Below are 24,633 nucleotides of genomic sequence, written 5' to 3' on the forward strand. Positions count from 1 at the left end.
GCTTGAAACCGATGGATGAGCTGGAAGCCCTGTCTAGGACGGCCATGACCTTCGCGCCAAGGACGGCGCGCGGATTAGCCCTGCCCGGCCTGCTTTTCTTCACCGACCCGGCGCGGGTTCCCGACCCCGAGGCCGTAGCCGAGCGTCTGCCGCCCGGCGCGGGGGTGGTGTTTCGGGCCTTCGGCGCGGCGGATGCAGTGACCCGGGGACTGCGCCTGCGCGCCATCGCCGACCGACGCGGCCTGGCTCTGCTGGTCGGCGCGGACGAAGCACTGGCCCAGGCCATCGAGGCCGATGGCCTGCATCTGCCTGAACGCGCCAGAGAGACCGCGCCGCGTCTACGCGCCAGGCGGCCGGACTGGCTGGTCACGATCGCGGCTCACGATCTCCAGGCCGTCATGTCGGCCAGCGCTCTGGGAGCAGACGCCCTGGTCGTGTCACCGGTCTTCGAGAGCAACAGCCCGTCGGCGGGAACGCCGCTGGGCGTCGAGGGCCTGCGCACTCTGGTCGGCGCGACGGACACGCCGGTCTACGCCCTGGGCGGAATCCGGGCGGGAACCTTGGAAAATCTGAAAAATACGGGGATCGTCGGCCTCGCGGCCGTCGAAGCGTTCCTGGACTAGAACTTGAACGCGGTTTCCAGGCGAACGCGGGGCGCGGGCTCGACCGGCTCGGCCTTGCGGGCGGCCAGGGCCGGGTTGTTGTCGCCGAGCGCGACGGCGCCGCCGACGCGGATCGAAGGGGTCAGCTTGAAATAGGCGCCGGCTTCGACGTCTTTCAGTTCCATTTCACGACCGACCGGCTGGTCGAGGCCGAGCTTCAGGCCCCATTTGCCCTTCTTGGCGTCCCACTGCAGGGTCTTCTTGGAGTCCTGCGGGCCGAACACGCCCTTGGGGTTGCTGGTGAAGTCGTTCTTGACCGTGAAGTCAGGCGTGGCGGAGCGGGTCTTGACCTGGGCATGGGCGATCGTCGCCGATCCGGTGAGGATCAGCGCCGCAGCACTTGCCGTAATGAAACGCGTCGCGGTCATCGCTACTCGTCACCTGTCCCAAACCCCACACGTTCCAAACATAAGAACGCGCGCCCTGATAATCGATTAAAGGCCTGACCAGAACGCGGTCAACCGGCGTTTGGTCGCAGGATACCGCTATCGTCGCGATTCAGACGGCGCCTGTGGCGGACCGGTCACGCGATTCCTGTTTTGAGGCAGCGCGCCCATGCTATAGACCGGCTCCGGCCGCGGGGGCGCGCCAAAGTGCGCGATCGCGCCGGCGAGACATTGGAGCGAGGTACTATGGCGTTTAAGCGTGGATCAGTGTTGCGCGGCGTCGCCGCTGGCGTGCTGGCGCTGTCGGTTCTGGGCGTTACCGCCTGCGGCAGCACCAAGGGTCCCAAGGTTTTCTCCACCGTCTCGGACGATGGCGGCGGCTTCAACCCCTTCAAGGGTCTGGGCGGCGGCGGCGGCAAGGCTCCGGCCAGCGAAGGGTCGATCGGCGTCAACGGCTATCTGTGGCGCGCGACGCTCGACACCCTGGCCTTCATGCCCCTGGCCTCGGCCGACCCCTACGGCGGCGTGATCGTCACCGACTGGTATGTGAACCCGGAAAAGCCCGACGAGCGCTTCAAGGCGACCGTCTACATCCTGGACACCCGCCTGCGCGCCGACGGTCTGAACGTCAACGTGTTCAAGCAGGCCAAGGACGCCGCTGGCGGCTGGACCGACGCCGCCGCTGCCGACCAGACGGCCACGGACATCGAGAACGCGATCCTGACCCGCGCCCGTCAGCTTCGACTTTCGAACATCAAGGGCTAAGGCCCCGGCGGGTCTTTGTCGTTCGCGGCGAAGACCCGAACCGCCGCACTTTCAAGCGCGCTCCGGCCGCGAAACCGCTTATATGTCTCGCGGACGCGCCCTTAGGCGCCCCTTTCCGCCTAATCTAGACATTCGGTTTGCATGGCCCGCTACAATCCCAAAGACACCGAGCCCAAATGGCGCGACGCCTGGGCGAAAGCCGACGTCTTCAAGACGGCGGACATCTCGGACGCGCGGCCGAAATACTATGTGCTCGAGATGTTCCCGTATCCATCCGGGCGCATCCACATGGGCCATGTGCGCAACTACGCCATGGGCGACGTCGTGGCCCGCTACAAGCGCGCCCAGGGCTTCTCGGTGCTGCACCCGATGGGCTGGGACGCCTTTGGCATGCCGGCCGAGAACGCCGCCATGGAGCGCGGCGTCCACCCCAAGGGCTGGACCTACGACAACATCGCCGCCATGCGCGAGCAGTTGAAGGCCCTGGGCCTGTCGATCGACTGGTCGCGCGAATTCGCCACCTGCGACCCGGAATATTACGGCAAGCAGCAGGCCTGGTTCCTGAAGCTGCTGAAGCGCGGCCTGGTCTATCGCAAGGAGGCCTCGGTCAACTGGGATCCGGTCGACATGACCGTCCTGGCCAACGAGCAGGTCATCGACGGCAAGGGCTGGCGCTCGGGCGCCCCGGTCGAGAAGCGCAAGCTGACCCAGTGGTTCCTGCGCATCACCGACTATGCCGACGCTCTGATCGACGGCTTGAAGACCCTGGATCGCTGGCCTGAAAAGGTCCGTATCATGCAGGAGAACTGGATCGGCCGGTCCAAGGGCCTGCGCTTCACCTTCAAGTTCGCCAACAACGGAAATGGGAGCGAGGCCCCCGATGGCCACGCGGCCGGGCTGGAGGTCTACACCACCCGCCCCGACACCCTGTTCGGCGCCAGCTTCGTAGGCATCGCTCCCGAGCACCCGCTGGCCGAGCAGCTGGCGGTCGAGAACCCCGAGCTGCAGGCCTTCATCGCCGAATGCCGCAAGGGCGGGACCTCGGAAGCCGATATCGAAGGCGCCGAGAAGCTGGGCCGCGACACCGGCCTGCGCGTCGTCCACCCGCTGGACCCGACCATCACCCTGCCCGTCTGGATCGCCAACTTCATCCTGATGGACTACGGCACGGGCGCGATCTTCGCCTGCCCGGCCCACGACCAGCGCGATCTGGACTTCGCCCGCAAGTACGACCTGCCGGTGCTGCCGGTGGTTCTGCCGCCCGGCGAGGATCCGGCGACCTTCGCGGTCGGCAAGGAGGCCTATGTCGGCCCCGGCGCGATCTATAATTCAGGCTTCCTGGACGGGATGGACATCGAGTCCGCCAAATCCGAGGTCGTCGCCCGCATCGAGGCCCAGGACCAGGGCCAGGGCGCGACGGTCTATCGCCTGCGCGACTGGGGCGTCAGCCGCCAGCGCTACTGGGGCTGCCCGATCCCGATCATCCACTGCGAGGCCTGCGGTCCCGTACCCGTGCCGGAAGACCAGCTGCCGGTGGTGCTGCCCGACGACGTCACCTTCGAGGCCGACAAGCCGGGCAATCCGCTGGTGCGTCACCCGACCTGGAAGAACGTCAGCTGTCCGTCGTGCGGGGCTCCGGCTCAGCGCGAGACCGACACGCTCGACACCTTCATGGACAGCTCGTGGTACTTCGCGCGCTTCGCCAATCCCACCGCCGACGAGTGCATCGACAAGGCTTCGGCCGATCACTGGATGCCCGTCGACCAGTATATCGGCGGCGTCGAGCACGCGATCCTGCACCTGCTGTACGCCCGCTTCATCACCCGCGCCCTGAAGGACGAGGGCCTGCTGTCTGTGGAAGAGCCCTTCGCGGGCCTGTTCACCCAGGGCATGGTCACGCACGAGACCTATACCGGCGCCCAGGGCGAGTGGGTCGAGCCCTCCGAGGTCGAGTTCCAGGTCGTCGACGGCCTCCGCCAGGCGCGTCGCATCGGCTCGGGCCTGCCCATCAAGATCGGCGACATCGAGAAGATGTCGAAGTCCAAGAAGAACGTCGTCGCGCCCGAAGACATCTTCGATGCCTATGGCGTCGACGCCGCGCGCCTGTTCGTGATGAGCGACAGCCCGCCCGAGCGCGACGTGCAGTGGACCAATTCGGGCGTCGAAGGCTCCTGGCGCTTCACCCATCGCCTGTGGAACGAGTTCGACAGCCAGCCGGCCGGCGATTTCGTCCATGACCCTTCGGACGAGGCCGCCCTGGCCCTACGCAAGTCGGCGCACAAGCTGATCGGCTTCGTCACGGACAGCATCGAGGGCTTTCGCTTCAACAGCGGCGTGGCGCGCCTGTACGAGTTCCTGAACGCCCTGAAGGCCGCTCCGGCAGAGGGAGCCTCACAAGCTGTGCTGGCGGCCCGCAAGGAGGCCCTGCACATCCTGGCCCGACTGGTGGCCCCGTTCACGCCCCACCTGGCAGAGGAAGCCTGGGCCAGCCTGGGCGGCGAAGGCCTGGTGGTCGACGCGCCCTGGCCCAAGGCCGACCCGGCCCTGGCCGCCGACGACGAACGCGTGCTGCCGATCCAGATCAACGGCAAGCGTCGCGGCGAGATCAAGGTCAAGGCCGGCCTCTCGGAAAGCGAAGTCGAGAAGATCGCGCTGGCCGATCCGGCCGTTCTGGCCCACCTTGAGGGGGTCACGGTCCGCAAGGTGATCGTGGTCAAGGACCGTATCGTCAACATCGTGGCCAACTGACCGATGAAACGCATTCTCCTGGTTGGCGCGCTCGCCGTCTCCACCCTCGGCCTCTCGGCCTGCGGGTTCACGCCGCTGTACGCCACGCCGGGCGTCACGCCGGGCCTGGCCTCGATCGAGACCGTCGCCCCCGACGGCCGCGCCGGCTTCCTGCTGCGCGAGCAGCTGGATGACGCCTTTGTTCACGCGGTCGATGCGCCAGCCGCCTACCGCCTGACCCTGGCGATCAACGAGCAGCGCTATGCGCGCGGCGTGCGGGTCGACAATGTCGCCAACCGCTACGAGCTGCGGATGGTCGTCAACTGGCGCCTGCTGGACGGCAAGACCGGCGCCGAGGTCCGCAAGGGCCGCAGCGAGGCCGCCGTGACCTATGACTCGGCCGACCAGCCCTATGCCGCCATCGCCGCCCAGAACGACGGCCAGGAACGCGCCGCCGCCGAGGTGGCCCGCAACATCCAGCTGGATCTCGCCGCCTGGATGGCCGGCGGCCGCAAGGCCAAGACCTGACGCCCCCGCTTAAGGCCTGACGCCATGATCCTGTCCAAGCGGCCGGACGTCGAACGCTTTCTGAAGGATCCGGCCCCGGATATCCGCGCCGTGGTGATCTACGGCAAGGATCGCGGCGTCGTGCGCGATCGCGCCGACCAGCTGGCCAAGCGCCTGTTCGCGCGGCCCGATGATCCCTTCGACACCGCCCAGCTGACCGAAAGCGACGTCGAGTCCCATCCCGGTAAGCTGGAGGAAGAGCTCTCCGCCCTGTCGATGATGGGCGGCCGCCGGCTGGTGCGCCTGCGCCTGACCGGCGAGAAGGCTGGACCCGACAAGGCCACGGCCGAGGCCCTGACCCGCCATGTCGACGGCCAGCTCAATCCCGAGGCGCTGTTCATCGTCGAGGCCGGCGCGCTGGGCCGCGACTCGACCCTGCGCAAGGTCGGCGAGAAGGCCAGCGGCTGCGCCGTCATCCCCTGCTACGAGGACGAGGCCGGCGACATGGCCCGCCTGGCCCGTGAAACCCTGGCCCGGGACAAGGTCAGCCTCAACAGCGAAGCCCTCGACCTGTTCGTCTCACGCCTGCCCAAGGAACGCGGCGTGGCGCGGATGGAGATCGAGCGCCTGATCCTGTTCCTGGGCCCCGGCAGCGGCGTCAACGCCACGGCGGCCGACCTGACCGACTTCCTGGGGGTCGAACCCGAGGCCTCGCTGGGCGACGCCGCCATCGACGCCTTTGGCGGCCGCCTCGGCGCCGCCCAGGCGGGACTGCGTCGCGCGGCGGCGGAAGGCGAAGGCGGCCCCGCGGCGGTGCGGGCCATGGGCTATCACCTGGGCCGCCTGCGCCGCACCCTGACCCTGCACAAGAACGGCATCGACCTGACGGCGGCGGCCAAGGCCTCGGGTGTGTTCTGGAAACAGGAGCGCGAGTTCCTGCGCCAGGCCCGCGCCTGGACCCTGGAGCTGCTGCTCGACATCCAGGGCGAAATTCTCAACGCCGACCGGGCGTGCAAGACCTCCGGCTCGCCCGACCAGCTGATTTCCGAGCGCCTGGCCCTGATGATCGCCGGTCGCGCGCGCCGACTGGGCCTTTAGGCCAAAAGACCCCGAAAACAGGGCGTTTGCGCGCCTGTGGATGACTTTCAGGAAAGCCTTATCGAACAGGGCTTTACGCGGATTATCGCGAAATCCGCCCTCGCCTCACGAAAACGGCGCCTCCCCGAGTACGGAAAGGCGCCGTTCTGTGCGCGACAGAGGGTGTTCAAAAAGCGTGATCTTACACTCTTCAAAATCGCATTGCGTGTGGTCGATCAGACCCCGCGTGTCAGCCGGTTGCAGAGGTCGTCCAGCTGCTCGAGCGTCGCATAGCGGATGGTCAGCTGGCCGGCGCCGTCGCGATGGTCGATGACCACATCGAGGCCCAGCACCGACGACAGGTCGGACTCCAGGGCCTGGGTGTCGGTGTCCTTGACCTTGGGCGGACGACCACCCTTGTTCTTGGCCGGACGGGCGTCGGGCGTCTTGCGAGCCAGGGCTTCGGTGTCGCGCACCGATAGGCCCTTGCCGATGATCTCGCGCGCCAGGGCGGCGGGGTCCTCGGCGGCGGCGATGGCGCGGGCATGACCGGCCGACAGCTCGCCGCTGACCAGGTGTTGCTGAACCTCTTCCGGTAGGGCCAGCAGCCGCAGTGTGTTGGCCACGTGGCTGCGGCTCTTGCCGATGGTCTGGGCGATGTTTTCCTGGGTGCGGTCGAACTTGTCCATCAGGACGCGGTAGGACAGCGCCTCTTCCAGGATGTTGAGGTCGGACCGCTGGACGTTCTCGATGATGCCGATCTCAAGGACGGCCAGGTCGTCCAGCTCGCGGACCAGGATCGGCACGCTGCGCAGGCCGGCTCGCTGGGCCGCGCGCCAGCGGCGCTCGCCGGCGACGATCTGGTATTCCCCGGCCGCGCCGGGCGCGGGACGCACCAGGATCGGCTGCAGGACGCCCTTTTCGCGGATGGAATTGGACAGCTCGACCAGGTCGTCCTCGCGGAAGGTCCGGCGTGGCTGATCCGGATTGCGGCGCAGCAGCTCGATCGGCGCCTCATTGGCCCCACCCAGCCGTTCGCCCGGCGCCTGGGCCGGCGCGGCGTCGACCTCGCCCAGCAGGGCGGACAGACCGCGACCCAAACCCCTACGCCCTTCGGCCATACCCGGCTCTCCCACCACGACGGACTCCATCTTCAAGCTCGTATCGACGACTGTTATTCGGTTCTAGGCGGCGTGGGACAGACGGGCGCGTTCGCGACTGATCACTTCACGGGCCAGTTTCAGATAGGCCTGGCTGCCCGCGCATTTCAGATCGTACAGCAGGACGGGCTTGCCGAAGGACGGCGCCTCCGAGACCCGCACGTTGCGCGGAATGACCGCGTCATAGACCTTGTCGCCGAAGTGGGCGCGCACGTCCTTGGCCACCTGCTCCGACAGGCTGTTGCGCTTGTCGTACATGGTCAGGACCACGCCCTGGATTTCCAGGTGCGGATTGAGGCTGCCGCGCACCCGCTCGATCGTGCGGATCAGCTGGGTCAGGCCTTCCAGGGCGAAGAACTCGCACTGCAGCGGCACGAACACCGCGTCGGCGGCGGTCATGGCGTTGACGGTCAGCACGTTCAGCGACGGCGGGCAGTCAATCAGCACATAGGTATAGGGCCCATTGGCGCGCAGGGGCTCCAGGGCGTCGCGCAGGCGGTAGGACCGGCGGGCGGTCTGACCCAGTTCCAGCTCGACACCTGACAGGTCGGCGTCGGCCGGTACGACGTCCAGGCCCGGCAGGCTGGTGGCCACGGCGGCGTCGACCACCGGAGACTCGCCCATCAGCACGTCATACAGGGTCGTGCGGCGCTGCTGGCGGGTGATGCCCAGGCCCGTCGAGCAGTTGCCCTGCGGATCGGCGTCGATCAGCAGCACGCGTTCGCCACAGGCCGCCAGGGCCGTGCCCAGATTGATGGCCGTGGTCGTCTTGCCCACCCCGCCCTTCTGGTTGGCGATGGCGAGGACGCGGAGCGGCTGGAGTGGCTTAGCGGACACGGGAAAGCCTCTTTACTTGAACGATGCGACCGCGAGGGTCGCTTTGACTGGGTCGCAGCTCGGCCTCGAAATTCCAAGCGGTCTCGGCTTCGGAAAGCTCGCTGGCCACATCCTGTCCCTTCAGGAACAGGCCAAGCGCGCCCCGGTGCAGATAGGGCCAGGAAAAACCCAGAAGTTTGGTCATCGGCGCGCAGGCGCGGGCGGTGACCACCTCGACCTTGAGATTGAGCTCTTCGGCCCGGGCGTTGTGCACCTGGGCCGGCAGATCGAGGGCCGAGACGACCTCGCTCAGAAACCGGCAGCGCTTGGCCATGCTCTCGACCAGATGGACCCTGGCGCCCGGTGTGTCTTTCAAAAGTATGGCCAGGACGATACCGGGCAGACCGGCGCCGGCGCCGAGGTCAGCCCAGATTTTCGCGCCCGGGGCCATCTCCAGCAGCTGGGAACTGTCGAGCACGTGGCGCGTCCAGTAGGTGGCGATGGTCGCCGGACCCACCAGGTTCATCACCGCGTTCCATTCGGCCAGCAGGTCCTGATAGCGGGCCAGATCCGCCAGCTGGCTGTCGGTGACGCCGGTCAGGGCCTGATAGCCGGCCGCGTCCAGAACGGGTTCAGCCACGGCTTCGGAGGTCAAAACGGTCTCAGGCTGCATGGCGACGCACGTGGGCCAGCAGCGCTGTCAGCGCGCCAGGCGTCACGCCTTCGATACGGGCGGCCTGGCCCAGGGTCAGAGGCTTCACTCGCGCCAGCTTCTCGCGGACCTCGTTGGAGAGGCTGCCGACGGCGCGATAGTCGAGATCGGCCGGCAGGCGCAGGTCCTCTTCCCGGCGGAAAGACTCGGCGTCGGCGCGCTGGCGGTCGAGATAGCCGGCATAGGCCGCCTCGATTTCGATCTGCTCGCGCACCGCCATGTTCCACGTGGAAACCTCGGGCCACACCTCGCCGAGACGATCCAGGGTCACCTCTGGATAGGCCAGCAGGGCGAAGATGTTCCGGCGCTCGCCGTCTTCCTTGACCTTGAAGCCGCCCCTCAGCGCTTCCGGCGGGGTCAGGCTGACGGAGCGGGCGAAGGCGCGGGCCTCTTCCAGCTTGGTCTTCTTGTCGGCCCAGGCCTCGGCGCGCACGGAGCCCACAACGCCCAGGGCGACGCCCCGATCGGTCAGGCGCTGGTCGGCATTGTCCGCGCGCAGGGTCAGGCGGAACTCGGCCCGGCTGGTGAACATGCGATAGGGTTCGGTGACGCCACGGGTGACGAGGTCGTCGATCATCACGCCGATATAGGCCTCGTCGCGCGCGAAAGTGGCGGGCTCCCGGCCCTGAGCCGCGAGCGCGGCATTGAGGCCAGCGACCAGGCCCTGGGCGCCGGCCTCTTCATACCCCGTGGTGCCGTTGATCTGGCCGGCCAGATACAGGCCCGGCAGTCGCTTGGTCTCCAGGGTCGGGAACAGCTCGCGCGGATCCACGTAGTCATATTCGATGGCGTAGCCGTAGCGCTTGACCTCGACCAGCTCCAGGCCGGGGATCGTGCGCAGGAACATCAGCTGTGTTTCTTCCGAAACAGATGTCGAGATACCGTTCGGATAGACCGTCGTGTCATCCAGCCCTTCCGGCTCCAGGAAGATCTGGTGGCTGGTCTTGTCAGCGAAGCGGACGACCTTGTCCTCGATCGACGGGCAATAGCGCGGGCCGATCCCCGTGGCGCGACCGCCATACACGGCCGACTCGCCGAGGCGGTCGGCGATGATCTGGTGGGTCTCGGGGGTCGTCCAGGTCACGCCGCACTGGATCTGCGGAACGGTGATCCGGTCGGTCAGGAACGAGAACGGCACGGGCTCTTCATCGGCCGCCTGCATCTCCAGGCGATCCCAGGCGATGGTCGCGCCGTCCAGACGGGCGGGCGTGCCGGTCTTCAGCCGTCCCATGTGGAAGTCGAGGCCGTAGAGGCGATCCGACAGACCGATGGATGGCGCGTCGCCGACCCGGCCGGCCGGCGTGCGGGTCTCGCCCAAATGGATCAGGCCCTTCAGGAAGGTGCCGGTGGTCAGCACCACGCGCGGCGCGTGGTAGGCGACCCCTGCCCCATCGATCACGCCCGCCACCTTGCCGTCGTCAACAATGAGGTCCTCGGCGGCGGCCGCGACGATGTCGAGGTTACACGTGGCGTTCAGCTCGGCCTGCATGGCCTCGCGATAGAGCCGGCGGTCGATCTGCGAGCGCGGGCCGCGGACGGCGGGGCCCTTGGAGCGGTTCAGCATCCGGAACTGGATGCCGGCCTTGTCGGCCATGCGGCCCATCACCCCGTCGAGGGCGTCAATCTCGCGGACCAGGTGGCCCTTGCCCAGGCCGCCGATGGCCGGGTTGCAGGACATCTCGCCGATGGTCTCAAGCTTGTGGGTCAGCAGCAGGGTGCGAGCCCCCGTGCGCGCGGCGGCGCTGGCCGCCTCGCAGCCGGCGTGGCCGCCGCCGATGACAATAACATCCCAGGTGTTGGACAAAGGTGCGCGCCTCAATGCGAACGCCCCCGGATCTGGCGGGGGCGCTGGAGTCACATATACCCTCTTCAGGCGAAAAGGTCGACGTGAGTCCCGGAGGTTTCACGTGAAACACTCATGGCACAGCTGTGATCAGCCTGTGGATAACCTGTACATGTTTCACGTGAAACTCTACTTGCCGATACAGAAGCTGGAGAAGACCCGGTCCAGCACATCCTCAGCATCAATACGGCCCGTGATCTTGGCCAAGGCGCGCGCGGCAAGACGCACGTCTTCGGCCGCAAGTTCAACCTCCAGCCCGGACTCGGAGAGAGCTCTTCCCAGATAGCCACGGGCTTCGCGCAGCCGTTCGGCATGGCGCAGCCGGGTTGCGGCGGGAAACTCAGAGCCGGACAGCGCTGCGGTCACGTGGAACGTCAGGTCCGCCTTGAGACGGTCGACCGCGCCGTCCGTTTTCGCTGCGGCGGTCCGAACCGTCAGGCCCCGCTCGACCAGAGCGACGCTCGCCCTGGCCACCGCATCGGGGTCGGCGATGTCCATCTTGTTGATCAGCACCCAGTCGCCCGGGGCCAGAAGATCGACGCCCTCACCGCCCGCCTGTTCCACGTGAAACCCGTCGATGACCCAGATCCGCAGGTCCGCGTCGTGGGCCCAGGCCCGGGCGCGACGCACACCTTCGGCCTCGACGACATCCACGGTCTCGCGAAGGCCGGCGGTGTCGGCCAGCAGCACGCGATAGCCGCCCAGCACCAGCGGGACCTCGATGATGTCCCGTGTGGTGCCGGCGATCTCGGTGACGATCGCGGCGTCGCGCTGGGCCAGACCATTGAGCACCGTGCTCTTGCCGGCATTCGGCGCGCCGATCAGGGCGATACGATAGCCATCCCGAACCCGACGGCCGCGCGCCGCATCAGCCAGAGCGGTGTCGATCTCGGCCGCCAGGGTCTCTAGTCCGGGACGAGCGCGGGCGGCCACCTCTTCCGGGAGGTCTTCATCGGGGAAGTCGACGGCCGCTTCCAGCATGGCCAGGGCATGGACCATCAGCTCGCGCCAGCGATCATACCGTTGGCTGAGTGCGCCACCGATCTGACCCAAAGCCTGACGACGCTGGCCTTCGGTTTCGGCGTCGACCAGATCGGCCACGCCCTCGGCCTGGGCCAGGTCCAGCTTGCCGTTCTCAAAGGCGCGGCGGGTGAATTCGCCGGGCTCGGCCAGGCGCAGCCCCAGAGCGACCAGCGCCTCCAGCAACGCCTCGACCACGGCCCGACCGCCATGCACGTGAAACTCGGCGGCGTCCTCGCCGGTATAGCTGGCCGGTCCCTGGAAGAAGAGCACCAGGGCCTCGTCGAGCTCCACGCCGTCGTGCTTCAACCGGCGAAGCGCGGCCTGGCGCGGCGGCGGAACCCTGCCCGCCAGCGCCGCCACGATGTCATGCGTGTGGGGACCCGACACGCGCACCACGGCCACCGCCGCCCGCCCGGCCGCTGTGGCCAGGGCGAAGATCGTATCGGTCATCAGTCGCGCTTGCCGACCGCCGCACCGGCCGCCGCCGTCATCAGCTTGCGGAACTGATCCTGGGCGCCAGTCCCGAACGCCATCCAGTTCTTCATCAGCTCTTCAGGCGCCAGCATGGCCATGTTGGCGTCCATGCGCGTCTGCATCTCTTTGACGAGGTGGTCGTTAAGCGTGCTGACATCCGGCAGGCCCAGAAAGGTGCGCGCCTCCACGGGGGTGCAGTCAATCTCGATGGTCATCTTCATGGCGGTTCCCTCAGGTCAGGGCACGATATTGTTATGGGCCAGGCCCGACGCGTCACGTTAGAGCGCTTTGGTCGAAAGTCACATCGACGCCATACGACGGAGAGCCCTGATGAGCGAGACCCTCACCATCACCACGCCTGACGGCGCCTTCACCGCCTATGTGGCGCGGCCCCAGGCAGAGCGCGCTCCCGCCGTGGTGGTCATCCAGGAGATCTTCGGCGTCAACAAGGTAATGCGCGACATCTGCGACGGCCTGGCCGCCCAGGGTTTCGTGGCCATCTGTCCCGACCTGTTCTGGCGGATCGAGCCCGGCATCGACATCACCGACCAGTCGGAGGCCGAGTGGAAGCGGGCCTTTGAACTGTTCAATGCGTTCGACGTCGACGCCGGCGTCGCCGACATCGCCGCCACCATCGCCGTCGTCCGCGCCCTGCCCGGCGTGTCCGGCAAGGTCGGCGCGGTCGGCTATTGCCTGGGTGGCCTGCTGGCTTTCCTGACCGCCACCCGCACGGACGCAGACGCCTGCGTCTCCTACTACGGCGTCGGTCTGGAGAAGCACGTGGGCGAGGCCGACAAGCTGGCGCGTCCCCTGCTGATGCACATCGCCGAAAAGGACCAGTTCGTGCCGCCGGAAGCGCAGCAGGTGATCCTGGCCGCCCTGAAGGATCACCCGCAGATCCAGATCCATACCTATGCCGGCCGCGATCACGCCTTCGCCCGCGAAGGCGGCGCACACTATGACGCTGCCGACGCGGCCAAGGCCAATGGCCGGTCGCTGACCTTCTTCCAGACCAACCTGACCTGATCCTATGCTGGCGATCCAAGCGACCAAGGCCGGTGGACCCGAAGTGCTCGAGGCCGTCGACCTGCCTGTCCCCACGCCGGGGCCGGGCCAGATCCTCGTCCGCCACCACGCGGTGGGCCTGAACTTCATCGACACCTATCACCGCTCCGGCCTGTATCCGATGAAGATGCCGGTGGTGCTGGGGCTGGAGGCGGCAGGCGTCGTCGAGGCGCTAGGCGAGGGCGTCACGCGTTTCGCCGTCGGCGACCGCGTCGCCTATAACGGCTCGCTCGGCGCCTATGCCGAAGCGGCTGTCGTCGCGGCCGATCGGGCGGTGAAGGTTCCCGACGACGTCAGCCTGGAGATCGCCGCGGCTGTCCTGCTCAAGGGCATGACCGCCGAGTTCCTGGTCCGCCGATGTTTCCACGTGAAACCCGGCGACATCGTGCTGGTCCATGCGGCCGCCGGCGGCGTGGGCTCGATCCTCGTCCAATGGTGCAAGAATCTGGGCGCAACGGTGATCGCCACGGTGGGAACGGAGGCCAAGGCCGCCATCGCCCGCGATCTCGGCGCCGACCACGTGATCCTCTATGACCACGAGGACGTCGCCGCGCGCGTCGCCGAGATCACCGGCGGCAAGGGCGTCGCCGTGGTCTATGACGGCGTCGGCAATGACACCTTCGAGGCCAGCCTCAAGAGCCTGGCGCGACGCGGCGTTCTGGCCACCTTCGGCAACGCCTCGGGGCCCGTCCCACCGTTCTCGCCGCTGGAGCTGTCAGGCAAATCGCTGTTCGTGACCCGCCCTCGCCTGTTCGACTACATCGTCACTACCGACGAGCTGGACGAAAGTGCAGAGGCCCTATTCGCGGTCCTGGCCTCAGGCGCGGTCAAGATCGATATCGGCCAGACCTTCCCGCTGTCGGAGGCCCGCGCCGCGCATGAGGCCCTGGAAGGTCGACGTACGACCGGCGCTACCCTGCTGCTGCCGTAGGGCCGCATACCCGGTCAGACCCACAAAAAAGCCCCGGGTCATCCCCGGGGCTTTTCCGTATGGCGATGAGTCGGTTCGGACTCAGGTGTTCATCGACTGGAAGAAGTCGCCGTTGGTCTTGGACTGGCGCATCTTCTCGAGCAGGAACTCGATGGCGTCCGACGCGCCCATCGGGTTGAGGATGCGGCGCAACACATAGGTCTTCTGCAGCTGGTCGCGCGGGGTGATCAGCTCTTCCTTGCGAGTGCCGGACTTCAGCACGTCGATGGCCGGGAAGATGCGCTTGTCGGCGACCTTGCGGTCCAGGATGATTTCCGAGTTACCGGTGCCCTTGAACTCTTCGAAGATCACTTCGTCCATGCGGCTGCCGGTATCGATCAGGGCGGTGGCGATGATGGTCAGCGAACCGCCCTCCTCCACATTGCGCGCCGCGCCGAAGAAGCGCTTGGGACGCTGCAGGGCGTTGGCGTCAACACCGCCGGTCAGCACCTTGCCCGACGACGGGACCGTGGTGTTGTAGGCGCGGCCCAAACGGGTGACGGAGTCCAGCAGGATGACGACGTCGCGCTTGTGCTCGACCAGGCGCTTGGCCTTTTCGATGACCATCTCGGCCACTTGCACGTGGCGGGTCGCCGGTTCGTCGAAGGTCGAGGCGATGACCTCGCCCTTCACCGTGCGCTGCATGTCGGTGACTTCTTCTGGACGCTCGTCGATCAGCAGGACGATCAGGTAGATTTCCGGATGGTTGGTCTCGATCGACTTGGCGATGTTCTGCAGCATGACGGTCTTACCCACGCGCGGCGGGGCGACGATCAGGCAGCGTTGGCCTTTACCGAGCGGGGCGACGATATCGATGATCCGGCCCGAGCGATCCTTCACGGTCGGATCGGGCAGTTCCATGTTCAGGCGCTCTTCGGGATAGAGCGGCGTCAGGTTGTCGAAGTGGATCTTGTGCTTGACGTTGTCGGGGGCCTCGAAATTGATCTTGGCCACGCCGGTCAGGGCGAAGTAGCGCTCGCCCTCCCGCGGTGAGCGGATGGCGCCGTCGACGGTGTCACCGGTGCGCAGGCCATACTTGCGGATCTGCGAGGGCGAAACATAGATGTCGTCCGGACCCGGCAGATAATTGGCTTCCGGCGAGCGCAGGAAGCCGAAGCCGTCCTGCAGCACTTCCATGGTGCCCGAGCCCGAGATCTCCACGCCTTCTTCGGCGAGGGTCTTCAGGATCGCGAACATCATGTCCTGCTTGCGCATGGAGTTGGCGTTCTCGACCTCGAAGGTCTCGGCGAAGGCCAGCAGGTCGGCCGGGGATTTCTCCTTCAGCTCCTGCAGCGACATGGTCTTCAGGCCCAGGGCCGCGACGGCGGCGCTGATCTCGGAGCCTTCGTCGCCGCCATCCTCTTCGGACTCGGCGCCGGGGACTTCGGCGGGGGTGGTGGTGTCGACGACGGGTTCCTGATCGGCGGACGCGTCTTGGTGTTCGGTGTCTTCGGTCATGGTTTGACTCAAACGGGGACGCGGACCGCGAGAGGCGATCCGGTCGGAAAGGATTTCAGTTCCACGCCAGGTTCAGGAAACCGGGCGAGCGCGCCATGACGACGACGCGGATCGATTGGGGAACGGACCTTCGGAGCCAGGCTCCAGGGGGCGCGCCAGGACGGGCGCCAGTCCGTGAAGACACAAGTCGGACGCTGGGCGTCAGGCTTGAAGCCGATGGGAACCACATGCAGGGGGGCGGGTCAAGCGCCGCCGCCCCGCTGGGGCCCAACCTAGTGGTTCAGGAACTTGGTGGTGACCGAGATCACGATGATGATCGCCAGCACAAACGGGATCTCGTTGGTGATCCGCCAGAACTTTTCCGAGCGGGTGTTCTCGCCCCGCTCGAACTTGCGCCGCGACGCCGACAGGAAGCCGTGCCAGCCATAGAGACCGACCAGCGCCACCAGCTTGGTGATCATCCAGGGCTGCAAGAGGAAGTCCCAGCCGCGAATCTGGCTGTCGGCCAGGATCAGGGCCAGGCCGAACACAAAGGTCAGGACCGCGGCCGGATTGATGATCCCGCGCAGCAGCCGGCGCTCCATCACCTTGAACGTCTCGTCCATCTCGGAACCGGGCGTGGCCTTGGTGTGATAGACGTAGAGCCGCGGCAGATAGAGCATGCCGGCCATGAACGCGATCACGGCCAGGATGTGCAGGCCGCGAAAGACGTTGAAGTTCTGAACCAGGAAATCGGTCACGCCGCGGCTCCTTGCGTGCGGGGACACTGGCTGCGGTCGCCGGCGCAGCGCCAGGCGCAGGCCGGAGCCACGCCTTCGCGGGGCAGGGCGTCGACCACTGCCCTGGCGAGACCGGCGATGAAGCCGGGCTCAATCCCCAGGGCCGGAACGCGGATATAGGCCGGACAGCCGGCCTCGACCGCCAGTTCGCGATATTCGTGATCCAGCTCGACCAGGGTCTCGATGTGCTCCGAGACAAAGGCGATGGGCGTCACCACCAGGGCCAGACCCTGGTGGCTGGCGGCGCGGATCTCATCGTCGGTCGAGGGACCGATCCATTTCAGCGGGCCGACCCGGCTCTGATAGCTGACCTTCCAGTCCCAGCCCTCGCCCAGCCGGGCCGCGACGGCGGCGGCCGTGGCCTCGATCTGCGTCTGGTAGGGGTCGCCGGCCAGAATGACCTTCTCGGGCAGCCCGTGAGCGGAGAACAGAAGCCGCGCCGGCTTGGGACTGCCGGCCTTTTCATAGGCCTCGCGGATCAGGCGGGCGTGCGCCTCGATCAGCGCGTCGTCGGTGGGATAGCAACAGACTGTCCGCGCCTTGCCCGGGCCGCGATAAGCCTTGTTCCACGCCTTGACCGACGAGCCGGTCGTCGTGGTTGAAAAGTGCGGATAGAGCGGCAGCAGGACGATCTCGTCCGGAGCCCAGGCCTGGACCGCCTTGGCCGTCTCTTCCGTCAAAGGCTTCCAGTAGCGCATGGCGATGAAGCACTTGGTCTCGGCGTCTGGCATGGCCTCAGCCAGCGAGGCTTCCAGAGCAGCAGCCTGCTTCTGGGTTTCCGGCAGCAAGGGCGAGCCGCCGCCCATCATCGCGTAATTGGCCTGAGCGCTCTTTTCCCGGGTCGTCGAGATCAGGGCCGCGATCGGATACCGGATGATCGCCGGCGCGCCGATGATGGCCTTGTCGCGAAAGAGATTGAACAGGAACGGACGCACGGCGTCCGGGCCATCGGGCCCGCCCAGATTGAACAGGACGACGGCGACTTTCTTGCGGGCGGTCATTTGCCGGTCACCCGGGCCAGAACCTGTTCGACGTGGGCGATCGGCGTATCGGGCAGAATGCCGTGCCCCAGATTGAAGATGTAAGGGCCCTGCCCCCACTGCTCGATCATCTGGTCCACCCGGCGCAGCAGCGCATCGCCGCCGGCCCGCAGCAGCAGGGGATCCAGCGCGCCCTGGATCGGCTTAATCTTCTGGATGCGAAGGCCCATCGCCGCGCTGACCTGGGTGTCCAGGGCCACGCCCTGCACCGGCACGACCGACGCATAGTTTTCCACCAGGGCGCCGGCGCCGCGCGGGAAGCCGATCACCGGAACGGTCACGCCCCGATCGCGCAGACCCTGCACGATGGCGGCATGCGGCTTGATCACCAGCCGCTCGAACTGCGGTTCGGACAGGCCCTCGGCCCAGCTTTCGAACAGCTTCAGGGCCTGTGCCCCGGCCTTCACCTGCATGACCAGATAGTCGATCGTCGCCTCGACCAGCACGGCGATCAGCTGGTCCAGCTTTTCAGGGTTCTGATAGGCATAGGTCCGCGCGCCGGTCCTGTCGCTTGAGCCGCCTTCGATCATGTAGGTCGCGACGGTCCAGGGCGCGCCGGCGAAACCGATCAGCGCCTTTTCGGGATCCAGCGCAGCGCGAACGCGACGCAGGGTCTCGCCGATGTTGGACAGGCTGGCGCCCGCATCACCGGCCAGTTCGGCCATGGATTCAATGGAAGGCATTTCGCCGAGGCGCGGACCTTCTCCTGCCTCGAACCAGACCTTCTGACCCAGAGCGCCGGGGATCAACAGGATGTCGGCGAACACGATGGCCGCGTCATAGGGAAAACGCCGCATCGGCTGCAGCGTCACCTCGGCGGCCTTTTCAGGATCGAAGCAGAAGCTGATGAAGTCCGGCGTCGTGGCGCGAACGGCCCGGTATTCCGGAAGATAGCGACCGGCCTGGCGCATGAACCAGACGGGCGGGCGTTCGGCGGTCTGTCCGGCGAGGACGGAGAGCAGCTTGGGCGTCGGAGCGATCAGGGTCGGGGCGTTCATGAAGGCCTTAAATCCCGTCCTGCCCTTGGGCTCAAGTCCGAAGGCCATTCTTCCATTTCTTAATAAGATCTTAAGTTTGGAAGCAGGAGAGGCAGGGCAAGTGGGAACTGGGGAAAACCGCCCGGCGGTCGTCGTCGCGCACACGCCATCCCGGCTTATTCCCACGATCCCCCACATGGGGACGACGCCCTGTTAATCACGGGGATGAATGGCTAGGGCCTTAGGTTCCTTAATGAACTCTTAACGCGCCTCGCCGTCCTTAAGGCCTCGTTAACCATTCATCCCCGGACATGGGATGGCGATCATCCAACTTCCAGGGATGCGGCTTCGGCTTGGGGATGTTACGCGGTCAATATGGCCGTTGATCACAGCGGCGCCATGACATGACGCTTCGGGACGGCTTTGGCGCCCACGCGTCCCCAGAGGCAGGCCAAGTGGTTAAGCAACCGTTAACGGATGATCCACAGGAAGGTTCGGGCGGAGGGCCGGGCGAAGACCGGCCCGCGCCGCGCTTCGCGACCTATTTCCATATCCACCTGGTGTCGGATTCGACCGGGGAAACCCTGAACGCGATGGCTCGCGCCGTTTGCGCCCGGTTCACCGACATCCTGCCGATCGAACACATCTACGCCCTGGTCCGCTCCACCCGTCAGCTGGACCGGGCGCTGGAGGAGATCGCCGGCGCGCCGGGCGTGGTGATGCACACGATCATCGATCCCAACCTGCGCTCGGCGCTGGAGGAAGGCTGCCGGCGGCTGGAAATGCCCTGCATCGCCGCCCTGGATCCCGTGGTCAGCGCCATGTCGCGCTATCTGGGCGCGCGGATCTCCACGCGGGTCGGCGCGCAGCACGCGCTCAACAATGACTATTTCGATCGGATCGAGGCGCTGGACTACGCCATCGCCCATGACGACGGCCAGGGCGGCCAGGACCTGACCCAGGCCGACGTCATCCTGGTGGGGGTGTCGCGCACCTCCAAGACTCCGACCTGCATCTATCTGGCCCACCGGGGCGTGCGCGCCGCCAACGTGCCGCTGGTGCCGGGCCGGCCGCCGCCGTCTGAACTGTTCGAGCTGAAAAATACCCTGATCGTCGGCCTGATGACCTCGCCCGACCGGCTGATCCAGATCCGCCGCAACCGGCTGCTGTCGCTGAAGGAAAACCGCGAGAGCGACTATATCGACACCGACTCGGTGCGCAGCGAGATCATCGCCGCCCGCCGCCTGTTCGAGAAAATGGGCTGGCCGATCATCGACGTCACCCGCCGCTCGGTGGAAGAGACCGCCGCGGCGATCATCAACCTGCTGTCGGGCGGTCGCGGCCAGGTCGAGGTTCTGGGATGAGCCGCACCCCGGTCACCCTGGCCTCGAAAAGCTCGGCCCGGCAGGCGATCCTGCGCAATGCCGGGATCGATTTCGAAGCCGTCATCGCCGGTGTGGATGAAGACGCGACCAAGGCCGGGCTGCTGGCCGAGGGCGCCAGCCCCCGCGAGGTGGCCGACGCCCTGGCCGAGCTGAAGGCGGTCAAGGTCTCGACCAAGCGGCCGGGCCTGGTGATCGGCGCCGACCAGACGCTGGATTTCGCCGGCCGGCTGATCGACAAGGTCGAGACCCTGGATCAGGCCCGCGCCCTGCTGCTGGAGCTGCGGGGCCAGACCCACAAGCTGCATTCGGCCGTGGTCGTCGCCCGCGACGGAAAGCCGATCTGGCGGGTCGTGCAGAGCGCCAAGCTTTCCGTCCGCCCGTTCAGCGACGCCTGGCTCGACGGCTATCTGGCGCGGCGCGGCGAGCACATCCTGCACTGCGTCGGCTGCTACGAGCTGGAAAGCGAAGGCGTGCAGCTGTTCGACGCCATCGACGGCGACTATTTCACGATCCTGGGCCTGCCGCTGGTGGGGCTGCTGGACTTCCTGCGTCTTCATGGAGCCCTCGAGGCATGAGTTCGACCCTCACCGGCGCGGCGATCGTCGCCGGCGTCTGCGGCGCGCCGATCAAGCACTCGATGAGCCCGGTCATCCACAATGCCTGGATCGCCGCCGCCGGCCTCGACGCCGCCTATGTTCCTTTCGCTCCGGCGGAGAATCGCTTCGAAGCCTTCATCGAGGGCCTGCGCGGCGGAGCCATTCGTGGTCTGAACGTCACCATCCCTTTCAAGGAACGCGCTCTGGCGGCGGCCGACACCGCCAGCGATCTGGCCCGGATGGCCGGCGCCGCCAACCTGCTGATCTTCGAGGCCGACGGTTCGATCCGGGCCGACAATACCGACGGCCCCGGCCTGCTGGGCGCCATCGCCGCCCAGGCCCCGGGCTTTGACGTTTCCGCCGCGCCGGTCGTGATCCTTGGCGCCGGCGGCGCGGCGCGCGGGGCCGTCGCGGCCCTGCTGCTGGCCGGCGCGCCACAGGTGCGGATCGTCAATCGCACTCTGGCCCGGGCCGAGGAACTGGTCGCGGCGTTCGGGGAACAGACCCTCGCCGCCGCCGAGGCTGACCTACCCTGGCTGCTGGCCGACGCCGGCCTGGTGATCAACGCCACCTCGCTGGGGCTGGGCGGCGGCGATGGGCCCGTCGCACCCTTGGAGCTGACCCCAACCGACGCGGTGGTGGTCGACATGGTCTACAAGCCGCTGCGCACCGAATTTCTCCAGCGCGCCGACGCTCTGGGCCGCCGTACGGTGGATGGTCTGGAAATGCTGCTGCGCCAGGCCGTCCCGTCCTTCGAAGCCTTTTATGGCCAGACCCCGCCGGCGTCGGTCGACGTGCGCGGCCTGGCGCTGAACCTGCTGGGCGAGGCCTGAACCATGATCATCGTCGGCCTTACGGGCTCCATCGGCATGGGCAAGTCGACCACCTCGGCGATGTTCGAGGCCGAGTGCGTGCCCGTCTATGACAGCGACGCGGCGGTGCATGCGCTCTACGCGGCCGGCGGGGCGGCCGTGGCCCCGGTCGAGGCGGCCTTTCCCGGCGTGGTCGTCGACGGCGCCATTGACCGCACCCGGCTGAGCGCCGCCGTGGTCGGCGATCCGGAAGCCCTGCAGAAGCTGGAAACCATCGTCCATCCGTTGGTCGGCGCCGACCGGATCGGCTTCTTCGAAAAGGCGGCGGCCCAGGGCAAGGACATCGTCCTGCTGGACGTGCCCCTGCTGTACGAAACCGGCGGCGACAAGAGGGTCCACAAGGTCGTGGTGGTCTCGGCCCCTGCTGACGTCCAGCGCGCCCGGGTCCTGGCCCGGCCCGGCATGGACGAGGCCAAGCTGGACGCCATCCTGGCCCGCCAGCTGCCCGACGCCGAAAAGCGGGCCCGGGCCGACTTCGTCATCGACACCAGCCAGGGGCTGGACCATGCCCATCAACAGGTTCGTCAGATCCTGGCGACCCTGCGACAACCTGCGTGACTTGAAGGGGCCGCCGAACCGGCCCATTGAATCGCCATGGCCCGGGAAATCATCCTCGACACCGAAACCACCGGCTTTGATCCGAAGACGGGCGACCGTCTGGTCGAAATCGGCTGTATCGAGGTGGTCGACTTCATGCCGACCGGCCGCTCGTTCCATGAATATTGCGACCCGCTGCGCGACATGCCGGCCGAAGCGCAGAAGGTTCACGGCCTGTCGTCGGAGTTCCTGACCGGCAAGCCCCGCTTCGAGGCCATCGCCGACCGCTTTCTGGACTTCGTGGGCGATAGCGTCGTCGTCGCCCACAACGCCGCCTTCGACCGCAGCTTCGTCAATTTCGAGCTGGAAAAGTGCGGTCGCCCAGCCCTGCCCGAAGCCCGCTGGGTCGATACCCTGGCCATGGCCAAGAAGCGCTTTCCGGGCATGTACAATTCGCTCGACGCCCTGTGCAAACGCTACAAGATCAGCCTCGAAAGCCGCGACAAGCACGGCGCGCTGATCGACGCCCACCTGCTGGCCGAGGTCTATCTGGAACTGCAGGGCGGCAAGGAACGCGCCCTGGAGCTGACGGCGGTGGTCACCGAAGTCATGGCCGGCCAGCTGCAGGCTGGCGCCTATGGCGTCCGCCCCCGGCCGCTGCCGCCCCGCTCGACCGAGGCCGAGCGCGCGGTGCATGTCGAGTGGATCCAGTCGACCCTGAAGGACAAGGCCGTCTGGGTGAAGCTGGGTCTGGTTGAGCTGCAAGGCTGATCGTCCCCGGGCGACTGAACTGGCTCTCTCCTGACCTGCCGTCGCGGTCGTCCTCCTCCTTTGGGGCGTTCTCCTTTCGACGCCCTTCCCCCATCAAGGGGGAAGGGAGAAGACACGGGCTCTCAGCCTCACGCGGCATCAGCCACTGAAGGGGATGGGGAGGCGCGAAGCGGCCGGGGCGACCCCGGATGACCGTGATGTGTTTTGTGCGTTTCGGCTCGACCTGTCCGCTTCGCAGAAGCTGTTCTTGCGTGAGGATTGGGCCAAGCGAGCGTGTTTCAGCTCTGATACCCAAGAGCCCCCGTACGGGCGCGCACCAAGGTCAATCGGCTAACCGTCTCGACCCCCGACGATGCGCGATAGGCGGGTTTACGATCCCTCGCCCTGTCGCTCCACGCTGTTCCTCCGACGAGCCTTCCGGTGGTCCCGGATCTATCCAACGAACAGACCACCTTCGTCCTCGCCGCTTGACCGCGCGGCCCCGCTCAGCTCCATCCCCATCGCCGCTGTTGGGCCGGATCCAGGCGCCTCCCCCTGCGACAGGGACAGGCTCAAGAATACGGGTGGTTTGAGCGCCGAGGATTGGCGCGATCAACTATTTTACAAGTGGCTGATTGGGCGGGGGTTTGTTCTCGAAAGAAGGGGGATTGAGCGCCCTCTATCCCCGTAGTTCATCAGGCCGTCGCGGGCTCCGGCGCCGGCCGGGTGGGTCGATACTGCGCCGCGTCGGTGGTGAATTCGGCGTGGCCATAGCGAACCAAATGCCGGCGCAGCTGGGCCACCAGATCGCGGTCGGCCAGATCGCGCAGGCCCGGGATCTTCAGCGCCAGGCCATAGATCGCCATGCGGCTGGTGACGATCGCAGCGACCAGCAGGAACAGGGCGCGGTCGCCGCCGGTGATCCGCACCCCCATCCGGGCCGCCGCCGCGACGTCGCCGCCCATGAACTGGCGCAGGAAGAACACCTTGGCGAAGCCGCGCTCGACGGTGTCGAACAGGCGATTGCGCCACGAACGGTCGGGCGGCAGATAGGCCGCCAGGGTGGCGCGGACCAGGGTTCCGCAGGTCTCGTCGTCGAAGCCTTTGCGCAGGGTCTGGTTGCGGGCGGTCATGGTCTGGACCACGCCCACCGGCGTGTCGGCCAGCAGGTCCTCGGGCAGGCCCAGCAGATAGCAGCGGTAGCGACTGAGCTCGACCCGGGCCCGCTCGGCCGGGGTGAAGGTGGTGCGGCCCCGGGCCAGCAGCTTGTAGCTGAGCAGGAAGATCGGGATCAGGCCCGCCGGCATCTGGTCGACCTGCGGGATGGGTACGCCATAGACCTTGGAATCCCAGGCGCCGGGCCGGCGCAGGGCGTTGAAGCGGACCATCGAGTGCATCAGCCGCACCATGGCCGCGGCCTTGAACCCTTCGCCATGCCGCTCCAGGGCGCCGGGCAGCAGGGTCGAGGTGAAGAAGCTGGCCGTCTCATTGACCCGCCGCGCGGCGGTCTCGTGGCCCAGGGTGCCGGTCAGGGCCATCGGCAGGGCCGCGTACTTGTTCATGAAGGTGGCGACGAACGCGCCCCGGATGGCGAAGGGCGACAGGTTGGCGGCGGCGTTGCGGTCCAGCCGCGCGCCCTCGCGCACCAGATCCATGTCGACCCAGTCAGGGACGTGCTCCATGTCGCGAATGAAAGCCACCAGCTCAGGCGGAGCGTCGGGCACGGCCTCCAGCCCCTCGTCACAGGCCCTGGTCAGCATCGCGATCAGACCCCGGAAGCCGTGCTGCGGCATCAGGCCGGCATAGGCGTCGGCCACCCGGTCGCCCAGCAGGGTGTAGGCCCGCACCAGATCGAAATGTTCCGCCGTCGGCTCGGCGCCCTTGACGGTGCGCGGCGCGATGCTGTCGGCCGGGTCCTCGGTGAACCGCTCGGGCGTCACGGTGAAGTCGATGCCGCCATAGAGCTCCGGCTGGCGGGTCTTCTGGTCGGCGACCCGGGCGCGGACCTGTTCGATCGTGCCGTTCATGCTCGAAATCCCTTGCGACGGATGG

24 protein-coding genes are annotated in these 24,633 nt (G+C 67.1%); 12 read left to right on the plus strand and 12 right to left on the minus strand.

Annotated elements, in window-relative coordinates:
• The first annotated feature begins 11 nt into the window (after positions 1-11).
• Entirely contained in the window at positions 12-623 is a 612-nt protein-coding gene (locus ACW17V_RS19820; RefSeq protein ID WP_492108838.1) for a thiamine phosphate synthase, read from the plus strand.
• Here the strand turns inward: ACW17V_RS19820 and ACW17V_RS19825 are convergent.
• On the minus strand, positions 620-1,030 hold the full coding sequence (locus tag ACW17V_RS19825) for an NtrZ family periplasmic regulatory protein (protein WP_492106737.1): 411 nt from the start codon (positions 1,028-1,030) through the stop codon (positions 620-622). The two genes, ACW17V_RS19820 and ACW17V_RS19825, sit on opposite strands and share 4 nt — an antisense overlap.
• Positions 1,031-1,279: 249 nt before the next feature.
• Between ACW17V_RS19825 and ACW17V_RS19830 the strand changes: the two genes are divergently transcribed.
• From ACW17V_RS19830 to holA, 4 genes are all read left to right on the plus strand, one after another.
• Entirely contained in the window at positions 1,280-1,813 is a 534-nt protein-coding gene (locus ACW17V_RS19830; RefSeq protein ID WP_492106738.1) for a DUF3576 domain-containing protein, read from the plus strand.
• A gap of 141 nt (positions 1,814-1,954) precedes the next feature.
• On the plus strand, positions 1,955-4,561 hold the full coding sequence (gene leuS / locus ACW17V_RS19835; RefSeq protein WP_492106739.1) for a leucine--tRNA ligase: 2,607 nt from the start codon (positions 1,955-1,957) through the stop codon (positions 4,559-4,561).
• A gap of 3 nt (positions 4,562-4,564) precedes the next feature.
• A complete protein-coding gene (gene lptE / locus ACW17V_RS19840) occupies positions 4,565-5,068 on the plus strand; it encodes an LPS assembly lipoprotein LptE (RefSeq protein WP_492106740.1) in 504 nt (167 codons plus the stop codon).
• A gap of 24 nt (positions 5,069-5,092) precedes the next feature.
• On the plus strand, positions 5,093-6,145 hold the full coding sequence (gene holA / locus ACW17V_RS19845; RefSeq protein WP_492106741.1) for a DNA polymerase III subunit delta: 1,053 nt from the start codon (positions 5,093-5,095) through the stop codon (positions 6,143-6,145).
• Between the two features lie 215 nt (positions 6,146-6,360).
• Here the strand turns inward: holA and ACW17V_RS19850 are convergent, their stop codons facing one another.
• The 6 genes from ACW17V_RS19850 to ACW17V_RS19875 form a co-directional block, all read right to left on the minus strand.
• Positions 6,361-7,275, minus strand: a complete 915-nt coding sequence (locus ACW17V_RS19850; protein WP_492108839.1) for a ParB/RepB/Spo0J family partition protein — start codon at positions 7,273-7,275, stop codon at positions 6,361-6,363.
• A gap of 33 nt (positions 7,276-7,308) precedes the next feature.
• Positions 7,309-8,121, minus strand: coding sequence for a ParA family protein (locus ACW17V_RS19855; RefSeq protein WP_492106742.1), 813 nt, complete (start codon positions 8,119-8,121; stop codon positions 7,309-7,311).
• Positions 8,111-8,773 carry a 16S rRNA (guanine(527)-N(7))-methyltransferase RsmG gene (gene rsmG / locus ACW17V_RS19860; protein WP_492106743.1) on the minus strand — a complete coding sequence of 221 codons (663 nt, stop codon included), beginning with the start codon at positions 8,771-8,773 and terminating at the stop codon, positions 8,111-8,113. Before rsmG ends, ACW17V_RS19855 begins: the two co-directional genes overlap by 11 nt.
• A complete protein-coding gene (gene mnmG / locus ACW17V_RS19865; RefSeq protein WP_492106744.1) occupies positions 8,763-10,616 on the minus strand; it encodes a tRNA uridine-5-carboxymethylaminomethyl(34) synthesis enzyme MnmG in 1,854 nt (617 codons plus the stop codon). Before mnmG ends, rsmG begins: the two co-directional genes overlap by 11 nt.
• 168 nt (positions 10,617-10,784) lie before the next feature.
• Positions 10,785-12,128, minus strand: a complete 1,344-nt coding sequence (gene mnmE, locus ACW17V_RS19870; RefSeq protein ID WP_492106745.1) for a tRNA uridine-5-carboxymethylaminomethyl(34) synthesis GTPase MnmE — start codon at positions 12,126-12,128, stop codon at positions 10,785-10,787.
• Entirely contained in the window at positions 12,128-12,373 is a 246-nt protein-coding gene (locus ACW17V_RS19875; RefSeq protein WP_492106746.1) for a DUF6489 family protein, read from the minus strand. Before ACW17V_RS19875 ends, mnmE begins: the two co-directional genes overlap by 1 nt.
• A 109-nt stretch (positions 12,374-12,482) precedes the next feature.
• Here ACW17V_RS19875 and ACW17V_RS19880 point away from each other — a divergent pair, with 109 nt between their 5' ends.
• The gene (locus tag ACW17V_RS19880; protein ID WP_492106747.1) at positions 12,483-13,178 is read left to right on the plus strand and encodes a dienelactone hydrolase family protein; all 696 of its coding nucleotides are present in this window, start codon (positions 12,483-12,485) and stop codon (positions 13,176-13,178) included.
• Between the two features lie 4 nt (positions 13,179-13,182).
• Entirely contained in the window at positions 13,183-14,148 is a 966-nt protein-coding gene (locus ACW17V_RS19885) for a quinone oxidoreductase family protein (protein ID WP_492106748.1), read from the plus strand.
• A gap of 81 nt (positions 14,149-14,229) precedes the next feature.
• Here the strand turns inward: ACW17V_RS19885 and rho are convergent, their stop codons facing one another.
• The 4 genes from rho to hemE form a co-directional block, all read right to left on the minus strand.
• Positions 14,230-15,645: a transcription termination factor Rho gene (gene rho / locus ACW17V_RS19890; protein ID WP_492106749.1), complete on the minus strand. Its 1,416-nt coding sequence runs from the start codon at positions 15,643-15,645 to the stop codon at positions 14,230-14,232.
• A 272-nt stretch (positions 15,646-15,917) separates the two neighbouring features.
• Positions 15,918-16,433 carry a CopD family protein gene (locus tag ACW17V_RS19895; RefSeq protein ID WP_492108840.1) on the minus strand — a complete coding sequence of 172 codons (516 nt, stop codon included), beginning with the start codon at positions 16,431-16,433 and terminating at the stop codon, positions 15,918-15,920.
• Positions 16,382-17,425 (minus strand): ferrochelatase, encoded by a 1,044-nt coding sequence (gene hemH / locus ACW17V_RS19900; protein ID WP_492106750.1) that lies wholly within the window; start codon positions 17,423-17,425, stop codon positions 16,382-16,384. Before hemH ends, ACW17V_RS19895 begins: the two co-directional genes overlap by 52 nt.
• Complete coding sequence (hemE, locus tag ACW17V_RS19905) at positions 17,422-18,462, minus strand: uroporphyrinogen decarboxylase (RefSeq protein ID WP_492108841.1); 1,041 nt, start codon at positions 18,460-18,462, stop codon at positions 17,422-17,424. The genes hemH and hemE overlap by 4 nt, the downstream gene beginning before the upstream one ends.
• Positions 18,463-18,896: 434 nt before the next feature.
• Between hemE and ACW17V_RS19910 the strand changes: the two genes are divergently transcribed.
• The 5 genes from ACW17V_RS19910 to dnaQ are packed head-to-tail and all read left to right on the plus strand — an operon-like array spanning position 18,897 to position 22,602.
• The gene (locus ACW17V_RS19910; RefSeq protein ID WP_492106751.1) at positions 18,897-19,805 is read left to right on the plus strand and encodes a pyruvate, water dikinase regulatory protein; all 909 of its coding nucleotides are present in this window, start codon (positions 18,897-18,899) and stop codon (positions 19,803-19,805) included.
• Entirely contained in the window at positions 19,802-20,401 is a 600-nt protein-coding gene (locus ACW17V_RS19915; RefSeq protein WP_492106752.1) for a Maf family protein, read from the plus strand. The genes ACW17V_RS19910 and ACW17V_RS19915 overlap by 4 nt, the downstream gene beginning before the upstream one ends.
• Positions 20,398-21,255, plus strand: coding sequence for a shikimate dehydrogenase (gene aroE, locus ACW17V_RS19920; RefSeq protein ID WP_492106753.1), 858 nt, complete (start codon positions 20,398-20,400; stop codon positions 21,253-21,255). The genes ACW17V_RS19915 and aroE overlap by 4 nt, the downstream gene beginning before the upstream one ends.
• A 3-nt stretch (positions 21,256-21,258) precedes the next feature.
• Entirely contained in the window at positions 21,259-21,852 is a 594-nt protein-coding gene (gene coaE, locus ACW17V_RS19925) for a dephospho-CoA kinase (protein WP_492106754.1), read from the plus strand.
• A 36-nt stretch (positions 21,853-21,888) separates the two neighbouring features.
• On the plus strand, positions 21,889-22,602 hold the full coding sequence (gene dnaQ / locus ACW17V_RS19930; protein WP_492106755.1) for a DNA polymerase III subunit epsilon: 714 nt from the start codon (positions 21,889-21,891) through the stop codon (positions 22,600-22,602).
• Between the two features lie 674 nt (positions 22,603-23,276).
• Here the strand turns inward: dnaQ and ACW17V_RS19935 are convergent.
• A complete protein-coding gene (locus tag ACW17V_RS19935) occupies positions 23,277-24,608 on the minus strand; it encodes an oxygenase MpaB family protein (protein ID WP_492106756.1) in 1,332 nt (443 codons plus the stop codon).
• Between the last annotated feature and the right edge of the window lie 25 nt (positions 24,609-24,633).

This window comes from Caulobacter sp. FV2ye17ST (assembly GCF_058680955.1).

Coding starts and splice junctions, on each gene's coding strand:
- lptE (WP_492106740.1), top strand. CDS start 4,565: ATGAAACGCATTCTCCTGGTTGGCGCGCTCGCCGTCTCCACCCTCGGC.
- ACW17V_RS19875 (WP_492106746.1), bottom strand. CDS start 12,373: ATGAAGATGACCATCGAGATTGACTGCACCCCCGTGGAGGCGCGCACC.
- ACW17V_RS19820 (WP_492108838.1), top strand. CDS start 12: ATGGATGAGCTGGAAGCCCTGTCTAGGACGGCCATGACCTTCGCGCCA.
- ACW17V_RS19915 (WP_492106752.1), top strand. CDS start 19,802: ATGAGCCGCACCCCGGTCACCCTGGCCTCGAAAAGCTCGGCCCGGCAG.
- dnaQ (WP_492106755.1), top strand. CDS start 21,889: ATGGCCCGGGAAATCATCCTCGACACCGAAACCACCGGCTTTGATCCG.
- ACW17V_RS19825 (WP_492106737.1), bottom strand. CDS start 1,030: ATGACCGCGACGCGTTTCATTACGGCAAGTGCTGCGGCGCTGATCCTC.
- leuS (WP_492106739.1), top strand. CDS start 1,955: ATGGCCCGCTACAATCCCAAAGACACCGAGCCCAAATGGCGCGACGCC.
- coaE (WP_492106754.1), top strand. CDS start 21,259: ATGATCATCGTCGGCCTTACGGGCTCCATCGGCATGGGCAAGTCGACC.
- aroE (WP_492106753.1), top strand. CDS start 20,398: ATGAGTTCGACCCTCACCGGCGCGGCGATCGTCGCCGGCGTCTGCGGC.
- mnmE (WP_492106745.1), bottom strand. CDS start 12,128: ATGACCGATACGATCTTCGCCCTGGCCACAGCGGCCGGGCGGGCGGCG.
- ACW17V_RS19880 (WP_492106747.1), top strand. CDS start 12,483: ATGAGCGAGACCCTCACCATCACCACGCCTGACGGCGCCTTCACCGCC.
- ACW17V_RS19885 (WP_492106748.1), top strand. CDS start 13,183: ATGCTGGCGATCCAAGCGACCAAGGCCGGTGGACCCGAAGTGCTCGAG.
- hemH (WP_492106750.1), bottom strand. CDS start 17,425: ATGACCGCCCGCAAGAAAGTCGCCGTCGTCCTGTTCAATCTGGGCGGG.
- rho (WP_492106749.1), bottom strand. CDS start 15,645: ATGACCGAAGACACCGAACACCAAGACGCGTCCGCCGATCAGGAACCC.
- holA (WP_492106741.1), top strand. CDS start 5,093: ATGATCCTGTCCAAGCGGCCGGACGTCGAACGCTTTCTGAAGGATCCG.
- hemE (WP_492108841.1), bottom strand. CDS start 18,462: ATGAACGCCCCGACCCTGATCGCTCCGACGCCCAAGCTGCTCTCCGTC.
- ACW17V_RS19850 (WP_492108839.1), bottom strand. CDS start 7,275: ATGGAGTCCGTCGTGGTGGGAGAGCCGGGTATGGCCGAAGGGCGTAGG.
- rsmG (WP_492106743.1), bottom strand. CDS start 8,773: ATGCAGCCTGAGACCGTTTTGACCTCCGAAGCCGTGGCTGAACCCGTT.
- ACW17V_RS19935 (WP_492106756.1), bottom strand. CDS start 24,608: ATGAACGGCACGATCGAACAGGTCCGCGCCCGGGTCGCCGACCAGAAG.